The sequence below is a fragment of the Nonomuraea sp. NPDC049750 genome (genome assembly GCF_040659625.1).
Lineage (GTDB): Bacteria > Actinomycetota > Actinomycetes > Streptosporangiales > Streptosporangiaceae > Nonomuraea.
Genome location: NZ_JBFANB010000011.1, coordinates 202,526 through 214,460, shown reverse-complemented (window position 1 = coordinate 214,460; position 11,935 = coordinate 202,526). Strand labels below are relative to the sequence as shown.

The following is an 11,935-nucleotide window of genomic DNA, read 5'->3' as shown; positions in this document are numbered from 1 at the left end:
AGTACCTGGACATGAGCGACACGCTGCGCCTTCACACAGCCGGCCCCACCTTGCTGGAGCGAGCCCGTGACCTGCGCCCACTGATCGAGCGTGAGGCGACCGCCGCCGAGGCACAGGGCAGGCTCACCACACCCGTCGTGGATGCCCTGCATGAGGCGGGACTTTTCGGCATATGGGTGCCTACGCCGCTCGGCGGCGCCGAGTCGTCCCCCAGAGAACTGCTCGCCGTCTTCGAGGAACTGTCGTACGCCGACCCCTCGACCGGCTGGGTGGTCATGGCCACCACCCTGGAGAACGGTACGGCCGGCGCCTACCTGGGTGACGAGGCCGTCGCACGGATCTTCACGGGCCCGCGGATGCCGGTCATCGCGGGCCAGGGCACCCGGCCGGGCACCGCCGTACGCGAAGACGGCGGTTTCCGCCTCAGCGGCCAGTGGGGTTTCGCCTCGGGCATGCCGCACGCCCAGTACGCCCACAGCCTGGGCGCCGTCGAGGGCACCGACGAGGCCCGGATCTTCATCACCCCGATCGAAGACGTCAAGATGCTCGGCAACTGGGACGTCCTGGGCCTGCGCGCCACAGGCAGCATCGACTACTCCATCGACGGCGCCTTCGTACCGGAGTCGCAGACTCACATCTTCACGCACAACGAACCGCTGCGCGGCGGCGCGATCTTCCGGCTCGGCGTCCTCGACCAGGCGCTGATCTGTCATTCCGGCTGGGCGCTCGGCGTCGGCCGCCGGCTGCTCGACGAGCTGAGCCGACACGCCGGGGCGCGGGCCGGGCGGCCCGGCCAGATCGCCACCAGCGATGCCTTCCACGCCGACTTCGCCCGCGCCGAGGCGGCGTTCCGTGCGGCCAAGGCCCTGGTCCACGAGACCTGGGACGACACCGAACGCACCCTGGACGCGGGCCGGACCCTCGACGTACGCCAGGAGACCATGGTGCGGCTCGCGCTCAACCACATCACGTCGACGATCGCCGAGGTGGCCCGGTTCGTCTACGCGTCGGGCGGCACCTCGGCGCTGCGGGACGGGTTGATCCAGCGGCTGTTCAGGGACGTCCACGCCGGCACCCAGCACATCACCTCGGGCCCGCAGGTGCTTCAGGAGTGCGGCCGTGAACTGGCCGGCCTGGCTCCGGGCCAGTCCTGGATGCTCTTCGCCCTGGAGGCGTGAGGGGCCAGGTCTCGGGATGGACCAGGTGGCCGAGCAGGGAGGTGACCGGACCGGTTCGGCTCTGGCCGAACCACGACTCCCGGCACCTTCGCTGCCCGGCACTACCCGCGGAACACGCTAAAGTGCGTCGGGCTTGAAGCCGAACTGCGCCTCGAAGCGACGTGCATACAGCGGCCACGCCTCTGGATTGACCAGCCTCGGCGGCACCTTGCCGCTGAAGATGTCCAGCCACTGCGTCGCAGCGTAGGACGCCATTGTCTTGAGTGCGTCGGCCGAGAGGCCGGCGATGTGCGGGGTGGCGACCACGTTCTCCAGAGTGAGCAGCGGGTGGTCCGCACTGGGGGGCTCTTCGAGGAACACGTCCAAGCCGGCGCCGGCCAGCCTCTTCGACCGCAGTGCCTCGTAGAGCGCGTCCTCGTCGTGGACGCCGCCGCGGGCGGTGCTGATGAAGTACGCGGTGGGCTTCATGGTCTCGAACAGGGACCGGTCGAACATGCCCATCGTCTCATCCGTGCGCGGGCAGTGAACGGTGACGAAGTCGGAGGCTGCGAGAAGCTCGCGCAGCGGTGTGCCGTGTGCGCCGCGCGCCTCGATCTCGGCAGTCGTCAGATACGGGTCATGGGCCAGGACACGCATGCCGAAGCCGCGACACAACGCGGCCGTCCGCCGGCCGATCTCGCCGAGACCGATGATCCCGACAGTTTTTCCGCTCAGATTGATCGATCCGTACCCGAAGCGGTCGCGCTCATCGGCGTTACGCAGGGCGCGGTCGGCCTCGTTGATCTTCTTAGAAACCGCCAGCATGAGTCCGACGGCATGCTCGGCGACGGCGGTCGCGTTGCTGCCGGTCTGGTTGCAGACGATGACACCGGCCTCGGTGCACGCGTCGATGTCGATCATGTCGTAACCGGATCCGGTCGAGGTGATGGCCAGCAGTGACGGGCACGCGCGGAGGAGGCCGGCGTCGCCGAACCATGGCCGCCTCAGTTGTCCGCGAGTAGCGATCTGGTATCCGTGTGCGGTGCGCAGGGCGGCGAAGTTCTCGGTGGCTTCGGCATCGTAGCGCAGTGCTTTTACGTCGACGGTGCCGTGATTGGCGAGAATGCTCAGTGCTGTCCGGTCGTCGGACCAACTCTCGAAGTACACCAAGTTTCGGGTCGCGCGGCTCATACGGCTGTGTCCCTTCTCCTTCTGCCTCGCCGTCACGCTCCCGGACCAGGCCGGGCCGCAGCCTCACCTGCCGGGGTGCCGAGCCTGTCCGCGGCCGCATCGCTCAATACGCTCGGAGTGTCCAGCACGGATTGCTTGGAGGTGTCGCGGTACAGGAAGAGCGCCGCGAAGAACGTCATGCCCGCGCAGAGAACGACATACCAGTAGAACCCGCTCTCGTGGCCCGCCCCCTTGAAGGAGAGGGCGACCGACTCGGTCGTGCCACCGAAGAGCGCGTTGCCGACGGCATGGGAGAGGCCGACCGCCAGAGCGCGAATCTTCGTGGGGAAGAGTTCGGCCTTCACGATGCCCGCGAGTGCCGAGTAGCCCGTGGTGAGGACGACTCCCAGCGACATGAGCCCGAACACGACGAGGGCGCTGTCGGTCTGGCTGATGATCATGAAGGCGGGCACCGTGACCAGCATGATGCCACCGGAGAAGATGAGCAGGATCGTGCGTCGTCCGATCTTGTCGGAGAGTGCGCCTGTGACGGGCTGCAACGCCATGAAGATGAAGAGTGCGGCGAAGCTGACGGTGGCTGCGGTGTTCTCGTCGAAGCCGGCGGTGTTCACCATGTACTTGGACATGTAGATGGTGTACGTGTAGTAACTGACGGTTCCGCCGGTGACGAGAAGTATCGCGACGATGAACTGCTTGGGGTACTCCGCGACGACAGCCAGCAGGCCCTTCTTCTCGGGTGCGATTCCCGTCTGCTCCAGCTCGGCCGCTTCGCGCTTGTGGGTTTCGTACTGGTCGGACTCGTCCATCGCGCGGCGCAGGTAGAAGATGACCAGGCCCATCGCGGCGCCGAGGAGGAACGGGATCCGCCAACCCCATGCCTGGAGTTCCTCACGGGTCAGGAAGTGTTGCAGCACAAGGAGGACGCCCACGCTCAGCAACTGCCCGAAGACCACTGCGACGTACCCGATGCCGGAGAACAGCCCCCTGCGACCGGGCCCGGCGATCTCGGCCAGGTAGGCGGCAGATGAGCCCCACTCACCACCGAGGGAGAGACCTTGCAGGAGGCGGGCGACGGTGAGCAGGATCGGCGCCGCGACACCGATGGTCGCGAAGCTCGGGGTACAGGCGATGAGCAGCGAGCCGGCGGACATCAGCGCCACCGAGAGCGTGAGCGCCGCGCGTCGGCCGGCCGCGTCACTGAACCGTCCCAGCAGCCAGCTGCCGATCGGTCGCATGAGGAACCCGAGCGCGAACACCAGTGAAGTGGACAGCAACTGTGCTGTCTTATTCTCGGACGGGAAGAAGCTCGCAGCGAAGTACAGGCTGAAGCTCGCGTAGATGAACCAGTCGAAGTACTCCAGGAAGTTGCCGAGACTTGCCCGGATCCCATTCGCGAGGACGCGGCCACGTGGAGGTTCAGTGCGCGCTTTCATGGTGTGCCTTTCAGGTCTGAGGCAGTACGGGCTCAGCTCGGCATACCGGAAGGCGCCAGCCGCATCGATGTGCCGAAGTCCGGCGCCTGAGGCGCCGATTCCGTGGGGGGTCCGTTTTGGCCAGTTAGGCGTGTGGCCTCCGTCACGCTTGACGATGAACCTATGCGTCGCTCGGGCTTCGACTCATTGGGCATGTCGACGACAGGCGCAACACCGCGTTGGAGTTCTCAACAGCGCGATCAGCCAGGGTCTCGCTTCCGAGCTACTTCCGCAGCGCGTCGCGAACTCGCCAAGAGACGCGTGCCGGGTTCACGAATGGTGAGGGGCCCGGCCAGACCTTCTTCGAGATCTGTGCCGAGATGATGCCGGGCTGACCGATCGTCTTCAACGCAGTGCGCAGCTCGGCCTGGTCGACGGCGGTCCCGCCGGACAGATGGTCGAGCGTGTTCGCGACATCGGCAACATGAAGGGGCACGGAGAGCGATTGCCCACCGGTGATCGAGTATGCGCCGTCCTCGAGTACGACGACGATCAGGTTACTTACGGGGTACGCCGAGAGTGACCACAGCGAACTCATCCCCATGAGCAGGTCGCCATCACCCACGACGGCGACGATCTGCTTGTCGGGCACGGCCTCGGCCAGACCGAGCGCACTCGGAACGGCCGACCCCATGGCTGCACCGTGGTAGAAGTGGGGCCCGTCGTCGCTGACCTTCAGAACCGCCGAGGTCGCCGTGCCCAGGGACGAAACCAGAACGGCGTCCGGGTAGGTTTCGACGATCGTCTCGACAACATCAGTGACCTGCACGATTTCCTCCCAGTTCCGCGTCGAGCGTGATCGCGGCCGTCTCCTCGGCTCCCCATGCCATGGCAAGGAGGCCCTTCACGAGCGCCGGCGCCTCGTCACGCCGCTTCATCCCGAAGCTTTGGATGCCGATGGTCGCGAGGAGCGCCGTCGTGGCCTTGCCGATGGTGATCTGCGAAGCGTTGGTCTCGCCGAGCGTTCCGCGCATCGACAGGATCATCGGCAGCCCCAGCCGGTACTGCACGGCAAGCGTGCTCAAGGCGTTGAGTGCGTTGCCGACGCCGGAGCTCTGCATCAACAGCACCGGCTTCTGCCCGGCGACTCGCTGACCGGCGGCATAGGCGACACACTCCTCCTCTCGTGGGAGGGACCTCATTGGAAGACCGCTCTCGGCCAAGTGGGCAAGGATCCCGTCCAGCCGCGAATCAGGGACGTAGACGGCGACGGTGACTCCGCCCTCGATCAGGAGCTTCGCCACGTCCTCCTGCCAATCGAGCCGCGACGGAACGATCCCGGATGACGCACCGCTCATCGCACAATCACCACATTCACCTCTGTCATCGGACTCTTCCAGGGGTGTGCCCCGGGCCGCGGCCACAAGGCTCCTGAACTCGCCGTCCCATCCTTGGCAATCCCGCCCCACCTGCCATCGGTCAAACGCCCAACATCGTGGTCAGCGCCCTGTCGTTTCCCCCGTGGTCGCGCAGGCAGACACGGCACTAGCGTCAAGCAACGGTTCCGTCGACGCTCGCGCTGGCGCAGCACGTGCCGAGCAACATACGAGCCAGTCCCGCGTGGACTGGGGCGGGTGCCTTACCAGCAATTTGCGCGCTTTCAGCCAGCGCAAGCCGAGGAGGATCCTTGACGTCGATCAACCCAGCTCACGTGCGTCACGAGCATCACGAAGTGAGCGCCTTCGACATGTTCATCGACGGCGAGTCGGTGTCATCGGTCACCAGCGTCCGGTTCGACAGCATCGACCCGTACAACGGCGAGACCTGGGCCACGTTCCCGGAGGCCAGCGCCGCAGATGTTGACCGCGCCGTGACCGCGGCCCAGCGAGCGTACGAGGGGCCGTGGCGCCAGACGACCGGTGCCGAGCGCGCGGCACTGATGCGCCGCCTCGCCGACCTGATCGCCGAGAACACCGAACAACTCGCGCTCGCCGACACGATCGAGAACGGCAAACTGCTCCGTGAGATGCGAGGGCAGGCCGAGTCACTGCCGTCGTACTACACGTACTTCGCCGGGCTCGCCGAGACTTCCCGGGGCGCCTCGATCATCCCGGAGAAGTCGAACTTCCTCGTCTACACCAGGAACGAGCCGGTGGGCGTGGTCGCGGCCATCACCGCGTGGAACTCACCGCTCATCCTCCTCACCTGGAAGCTGGCTCCCGCCCTCGCGGCCGGGTGCACGTTCGTCGTCAAGCCGTCCGAACACGTCTCCGCATCCACCCTGCTGCTCGCCGAGCTCGTCAAGGCAGCCGGGTTCCCCGACGGCGTCTTCAACGTGGTGACCGGCGCGGGCGAGACCGGGAAGGCGCTGGTCTCCCACCCAGGCATCAACAAGGTCGCTTTCACCGGGTCGACCGCCACCGGACAACACGTCATGAAGGCCGCAGCCGACAACCTGACCCGGGTGACCCTCGAACTCGGCGGCAAATCGCCCAACATCATCTTCGATGACGCGGACCTCGAAAGCGCTGTCAACGGGGCGGTCAGCGGCATCTTCGCCGCCGGCGGACAGACCTGCATGGCCGGCTCGCGCCTCTTCGTGCACCGCGGCATCCTCGGCGAGGTCAGCTCTACGCTGGCCAAGCGCGCCCGCGACCTGATCATCGGAGACCCCGTCCTGGACGAGACCGAGCTTGGCCCCCTGGCGTTCGAGGCCCAGCTCCACAAGGTCATGGGCTACATCGAGGCCGGCACAGGCGAGGGTGCCGAGCTCCTCGCCGGCGGTCGGCGATCCGATCGAGAAGACCTCCGCCGTGGCCTGTTCGTCGAGCCCACCGTCTTCGGTAACGTGCGCAACGGCCAGAAGATCGCGCAGGAGGAGATCTTCGGTCCGGTCGCCTCGATCATCCCCTTCGAGACCGAGGACGAGGTCGTGACACTGGCCAACGACATTCCCTACGGCCTCGCCTCGGCGGTCTGGACGAACGACATCCGGCGCGCCCACCGGATTGCGGCCCGGCTGGAGGCTGGGACCGTGTGGATCAACGCCTACCGCACGGTGTCGCCAGCCGTGCCTCTCGGCGGATTCAAGGCCAGCGGCATCGGCCGCGAGAACGGCTACGAGGCCATGGCCTCCTACACCGAGACCAAGGCGGTGTGGACCGAGCTGTCCGGTGTCAGCCGCGATCCCTTCCGGCTGGGCTGATCGCCGGGTCCTCGAACTGGTCTTGCCCGTCCCGGCCGCTGCGGGGCGAACCGGCGGGTGCTCCACTCGGCCTCAGTGGCCGGTGTTGTACTCTTCCGTGCGGCGTTCGGCGAGGAGCTCCGCTAGATGCTTTCCCGCACGGGGCGCGAGCGCGTCGAGTTGGGTGCGGCACGAGAAGCCGTCGGCCAGCACGACGGTGTCGTCCGTGGCGGCCCGGACCGCGGGCAGCAGGGCGGTCTCGGCGACCGCGACGGACACGTCGAAGTGTCCCTTCTCGGCGCCGAAGTTTCCGGCGAGCCCGCAGCAGCCGCCCACAGCAGTGACGTCGGCCCCGGCGCTGGTGAGCAGCGACCGGTCCGTGTCCCAGCCCATCACCGCATGCTGGTGACAGTGCGGCTGCGCCACCACCGTCGTCCCGGTGAGGTCGGGCGCCTGCCAGCCGGGGCGGGCGGCGAGCAGTTCGGCCAACGTACGGGTGGCTGATGCGACGGATCGTGCCTCAGCACCGTGGGTGCGGTGGAGGAGTTCGACGGCGTCACCACGGAACACGGCCGCGCACGAGGGCTCAAGGGCAACGATGGGGGTGTCCGCGGCAGCCGACCGCGCGAGTGCGGTGACGCTGCGCCCCAAGGTTCTGCGGGCCGTGTCGAGTTGCCCCGTGCTGATCCAGGTCAGCCCGCAGCACAGACCCCGCGGACTGAGCTCCACGCGGTATCCGGCGTCCTCTAGGACACGGACGGCGGCGATCCCCACCTGAGGGGAGAAGACCTCGGTGAACGTGTCGACCCACAGCAGCACCGGATCCCCGTCAGCCCGGACAGCGCGCTGGTCGAACCAGGAACGGAAGGACCGGGCGGCAAACTCGGGCAGATCCCGGCGCTGGTCCACGCCGGCGGCGAACTTGCCCAACCGGGCCAGGCCGGGCGCACGCATCAGCCAGTTGGTCAGCCGCGGTAGCCGCGACGCGAGGCGGGCCCAGAGGGGCAGCCACCCCAGGGCGTAATGGGTGCGCGGCCGGAGCCGACCCCGGTAGGCCTGGTGCAGGACCTCCGCCTTGTAGCTTGCCATGTCCACGCCGGTGGGGCAGTCCGACGCGCATCCTTTGCAGGACAGGCACAGATCCAGTGCTTCGTGCACCTCAGGGGCGCGCCACCCGCCGGAGACGAGCGTGCCATTGGCCATTTCCTGCAGGACCCGGGCGCGACCCCGGGTGGAGTCCTTCTCGTTTCCCGTGGCCATGTAGGAGGGACACATGACCTGCCCGGAGGCGGTGCCCTCGGCGTTACGGCAGCGGCCCACCCCGGTGCAGCGGTGCACGGCACGGGAGAAGTCTCCGGCGTCGTCGTCGAAGGCGAGCGCGAGCCCCTGGTCGAGGGGGGCAGCCGCGGGCAGCCTCAGATCGGCGTCGATCGGGCGGGGGGCGACCAGGACCCCGGGGTTGAGGAGGTTGCCGGGATCGAACACGGCCTTCACCGCGGCGAACACGGCCAGGGCGGTGGGAGAGTACATCGTGCTGAGCAGCTCGCTGCGGGCCCGTCCGTCGCCGTGCTCGCCGGACATGGATCCGCCGTAGGAGGCGACCAAGGCCGCTGCGGACTCCATGAACGCGCGGAACGCGGTGGCACCGTCCGGTGTGTCCAGCGGGAAGTCGATGCGTGTGTGCACGCAGCCGTCCCCGAAATGACCGTAGGGGACACCGCGCAGGCCGTGCTCGGACAGCAGCTCATCGAAGTCACGGAGGTAGGGCCCGAGCTTCTGCGGCGGGACAGCGGCATCCTCCCACCCGGCGTGGGCCATGCGGCCGCCGCTCGGCCGGGCGGCGATGCCCGCGCCGTCCTCACGGATACGCCAGATCGCGGCTGTCTCGGCCGGGTCGGTGACGACACGGTGGTCCCACGCCGCGGCGTCCGCCACCACCCGCCGTGCCATATCCGGCAGCAGCTGGGGGGCGTCTGAGGTGATCTCCACCAGCAGCCATCCACCGCCGCGCGGCATATCCGGCAGGGCGGCGGCGCCCTGCCGCTCCCGCACCACGTCGACGATCCTGCTGTCGAGTCCTTCGACGGCCACCGGATGGTGGCCGAGGAGGGCTGGCACGGCATCGGCGGCCGCCGCCATGTCGGCGTAGCCCAGGGCGACCAGCGCCTGATGAGCCGGGCGCCGCACCAGGTTGACGGTTGCCTCCAGCAGAAGTCCCCAGGTGCCCTCGCTTCCGACCACACTCCGGGCGACATCGAAATCGCGTTCCGGCAGCAGATGCTCGAGGGAGTAGCCCGAGATCTGCCGACCGAAGCGCCCGAGTTCGGTCCGGATGACGGCAAGGTTGTCGTGCACGATCCGCTGCAGTTGCCGCAGGATTGGGGAGGAGTTCGGGCCGGTGCCGCGCCGCAGGTCGAGTCGTTCCCCCGTCCCGGCCACCATGACCAGGCCTTGCACGTTGTCCGAGGTCCGGCCGTAGCCCAACGCCCGCGAACCGCAGGCGTTGTTGCCGATCATGCCGCCGATGGTGCAACGGCTGTGCGTCGACGGATCCGGCCCGAACCGAAGGCCATGCGGTGCCGCCTGCCGCTGCAGCGCGTCCAGCACCACCCCGGGCTGCACGCGGGCGGTACCGGCCTTCGGATCGAGGCCCAACACGCGGTTCATGTGCCGGGAGAAGTCCAGCACCAGCCCGGTCCCGATGGCATTGCCCGCGATGGATGTGCCCGCGCCGCGGGCAGTGATCGGCACGCCCGCTTCCCGGCACACGGACAAAGCGGCGAGCACCTCGTCAGCCGAGCGGGGGAAAGCTACTGCGGCAGGCGCGACACGGTAGATCGAGGCGTCGCTGGAGAACTCCGCTCGTGCGCGGCGCGAGACATCCACCTCGGCCAGCCCGGCGGCCTTCAGGGCCGCGGCGAGGTCATGTTCAGAAGGAGCAGAGAGCGACACGGGTCTCCTAGACGCGGTGGATCGGTGACGGCAGCGGGAAAACCTGATGAGGGCGTGCTGGATTTCCGCGGCCGGGGCGCGCTACAAAGCCGACCCCCGGCCGCGGGAGACATGTCAGCCCTTGGTCTGGTCCACGACCGTGCGGGCGAGGTCCGCGAAGTCGTCCACGACCAGAGTCGGCGGGTAGTACTCGTTACCGAAGGGGCGCTTGCGGCGGTCGACGAACGCCGTGTGCATACCGGCGGCCTTCGCCCCCACGCAGTCGAAGGCGTGGTTCGCCACGAACAGTACCTCGGACGGGTCGAGGCCGACGGCCTTGGCGCCGGTCGCGTAGGTCTTGAAGTGCGGCTTGAATGCGCCGGCCGCCGCCACAGACACCACCCGCGTCCACAGGTCCTCGGTACCGGAGAACTTCACACCAGACTCGAGCATGTCCGGGTCTCCGTTGGACAGGATGACGAGCTTGAACCCGGCGTCCTTCAGCTTCGTCAGGGCCTCGATCACGTCCGGGAACGGCTCGAGCCGCTCGATCTCCGAGACGAGGGCCCGGACCTCGTCCATCGTGTGCGGAACGCCCGCCCGGGTCAGGGTGTAGTCGACGGCCTGACGGCCGATCTCCCGGTAGGGGATGTGTGCACGCCCGAGCAGACCGTCGATCATCGAGTTCTCGAAGTGCGTCCGTCGCCACCAGGTCACGACCCGGTTCGCCGGCTGCGCGGTGTAGTTCTTCGACTCCAGGTACGGAGTGATCGCCTTGATCAGGCTGCCCTGCATGTCGACGACCGTGCCGTAAAAGTCGAACATCAGCGCCTTGACGTTGGCCAGCGGCTCGGACTGCTCAGTCACGTCGGCCCTCCTTAGGACAAGTGGTAAATCGGATGACTGGAACGCTAGGCAGCCCCCACCCGGCCGACATCGGAGGAAAGCCCGAGGTCAGGTCGCCGTGATTGGTGACTTCCACCTCGCTCGGGCCACACGGATGAGGAACAGTGACCATCGTGGGGACTCAAACCGCTTCACCTGATCCTGGTAATTCGCGCACCGAGTGGACGCTTCGCGCGCTCGGACTCGCACGGGCGACGGGGGCTCCTGTCCTGGCTTGCCTGGCCGGGCTCCAGGCCGCTCCAGCAGCGCTGGGGTCGTTCGCGCTGGGCTTCGCCGAGAAACCTGCGCCGCAACGGCTGGGCCTGGTGGAGATGGCGATGCTGGCCGACCTGACGATGGGCGGAGCTCTCCGTCAGGAAGTCGGCCGTACCCGGCCGCTGCCCACGCTGAGCCTCACCCTTGACCTCGCAGGCCCCCACGGCGACGAAGGCTCCTCTGTGACCGCGGTGGCGCATGACATCGCCGTCGGAGACGGCGTCGGGACCGCGGCCGGTTCACTGCGCGGGCCGCGGACGGTCGTCGGACACTGCGCGGCGACGTTCGCGATACCTACGCGTGGCCGGCAAGAAGAACTTCCCTGGGACAACCCGGAGGGCACCCACCAGCACGGCACGTCCGCCCCGCTGCGGCCGAGCGACCTCAGCGACGACGATCAGCTGCTCCTGCGTTCCGTGCTCGCAGCACAGGAAACGGACCGGTCGTGGGGGGACCACCTGGTCATGGAGGCCACGACCGGCAGTCCGGACGGGTACGAGTTGATCCCGACGCCGGCGATGACCAACCGCGCGGGCGCCGTACAGGGCGGAGTGCTGTTCGCCTTGGCGGCCCACTGCGCCATCGCGCGCGACGAGAGATCCCGCCCCCGGTTGGTCTCCGGGACCATGCGTTTTCTGAGCGGCACCGACGCCGCCATGCCGGTCACAGTGGTACCGCTGGCAGAGCACGCCACGCGCCGATCGGTGTTCGCCCAGGTACGTATCCTTCAAGATGAGGACATCCGGGCTGTCGCCGGGCTTGTCTATCGTCTTTGACCTGCACGCGGATGCGTGATGTACCCAGAGGTGCCGGCATGTCAGCTGCCGATCAGCACGACAGGAGACCGACGTGAGGCTGTCCGATCTGTTGGATGCGACGGGGCCAGGCCCGCTGCGAAC

At 67.9% G+C, this 11,935-nt stretch carries 9 protein-coding genes; 3 read left to right on the top strand and 6 right to left on the bottom strand.

The features are described from left to right. Nucleotides 1–11 precede the first annotated feature (11 nt). Nucleotides 12–1,178 (top strand): acyl-CoA dehydrogenase family protein, encoded by a 1,167-nt coding sequence (locus AB0J16_RS27960; protein WP_358544735.1) that lies wholly within the window; start codon nucleotides 12–14, stop codon nucleotides 1,176–1,178. 117 nt (nucleotides 1,179–1,295) lie between these two features. Here the strand turns inward: AB0J16_RS27960 and AB0J16_RS27955 are convergent, their stop codons facing one another. The 4 genes from AB0J16_RS27955 to AB0J16_RS27940 all read right to left on the bottom strand — a co-directional run bounded on the left by AB0J16_RS27955 (nucleotide 1,296) and on the right by AB0J16_RS27940 (nucleotide 5,118). Then, the gene (locus tag AB0J16_RS27955; protein ID WP_358544734.1) at nucleotides 1,296–2,348 is read right to left on the bottom strand and encodes a hydroxyacid dehydrogenase; all 1,053 of its coding nucleotides are present in this window, start codon (nucleotides 2,346–2,348) and stop codon (nucleotides 1,296–1,298) included. Between the two features lie 32 nt (nucleotides 2,349–2,380). Further along, nucleotides 2,381–3,781: an MFS transporter gene (locus tag AB0J16_RS27950; protein WP_358544733.1), complete on the bottom strand. Its 1,401-nt coding sequence runs from the start codon at nucleotides 3,779–3,781 to the stop codon at nucleotides 2,381–2,383. A gap of 262 nt (nucleotides 3,782–4,043) precedes the next feature. Then, nucleotides 4,044–4,589, bottom strand: a complete 546-nt coding sequence (locus AB0J16_RS27945; protein WP_358544732.1) for a thiamine pyrophosphate-dependent enzyme — start codon at nucleotides 4,587–4,589, stop codon at nucleotides 4,044–4,046. Further along, on the bottom strand, nucleotides 4,576–5,118 hold the full coding sequence (locus tag AB0J16_RS27940; RefSeq protein WP_358544731.1) for a thiamine pyrophosphate-binding protein: 543 nt from the start codon (nucleotides 5,116–5,118) through the stop codon (nucleotides 4,576–4,578). Before AB0J16_RS27940 ends, AB0J16_RS27945 begins: the two co-directional genes overlap by 14 nt. 374 nt (nucleotides 5,119–5,492) lie before the next feature. On the opposite strand from AB0J16_RS27940, the gene AB0J16_RS27935 reads away from it, so the two are divergent. Further along, nucleotides 5,493–6,965 (top strand): aldehyde dehydrogenase, encoded by a 1,473-nt coding sequence (locus AB0J16_RS27935; RefSeq protein ID WP_358544730.1) that lies wholly within the window; start codon nucleotides 5,493–5,495, stop codon nucleotides 6,963–6,965. 72 nt (nucleotides 6,966–7,037) lie between these two features. On the opposite strand, the gene AB0J16_RS27930 is transcribed toward AB0J16_RS27935, so the two are convergent. Together AB0J16_RS27930 and AB0J16_RS27925 are read right to left on the bottom strand one after the other, a co-directional pair. Continuing rightward, nucleotides 7,038–9,896 carry an FAD-linked oxidase C-terminal domain-containing protein gene (locus AB0J16_RS27930; RefSeq protein WP_358544729.1) on the bottom strand — a complete coding sequence of 953 codons (2,859 nt, stop codon included), beginning with the start codon at nucleotides 9,894–9,896 and terminating at the stop codon, nucleotides 7,038–7,040. A gap of 114 nt (nucleotides 9,897–10,010) precedes the next feature. After that, on the bottom strand, nucleotides 10,011–10,742 hold the full coding sequence (locus AB0J16_RS27925) for a haloacid dehalogenase type II (RefSeq protein WP_358544727.1): 732 nt from the start codon (nucleotides 10,740–10,742) through the stop codon (nucleotides 10,011–10,013). 152 nt (nucleotides 10,743–10,894) lie between these two features. On the opposite strand from AB0J16_RS27925, the gene AB0J16_RS27920 reads away from it, so the two are divergent. Next, nucleotides 10,895–11,812 carry a hypothetical protein gene (locus AB0J16_RS27920; RefSeq protein WP_358544726.1) on the top strand — a complete coding sequence of 306 codons (918 nt, stop codon included), beginning with the start codon at nucleotides 10,895–10,897 and terminating at the stop codon, nucleotides 11,810–11,812. Nucleotides 11,813–11,935: the final 123 nt, after the last annotated feature.

Bases quoted from the DNA above. Each gene is read 5' to 3' on its own strand.
- AB0J16_RS27950 (WP_358544733.1), bottom strand. From the start codon at position 3,781: ATGAAAGCGCGCACTGAACCTCCACGTGGCCGCGTCCTCGCGAATGGG.
- AB0J16_RS27955 (WP_358544734.1), bottom strand. From the start codon at position 2,348: ATGAGCCGCGCGACCCGAAACTTGGTGTACTTCGAGAGTTGGTCCGAC.
- AB0J16_RS27960 (WP_358544735.1), top strand. From the start codon at position 12: ATGAGCGACACGCTGCGCCTTCACACAGCCGGCCCCACCTTGCTGGAG.
- AB0J16_RS27940 (WP_358544731.1), bottom strand. From the start codon at position 5,118: ATGAGCGGTGCGTCATCCGGGATCGTTCCGTCGCGGCTCGATTGGCAG.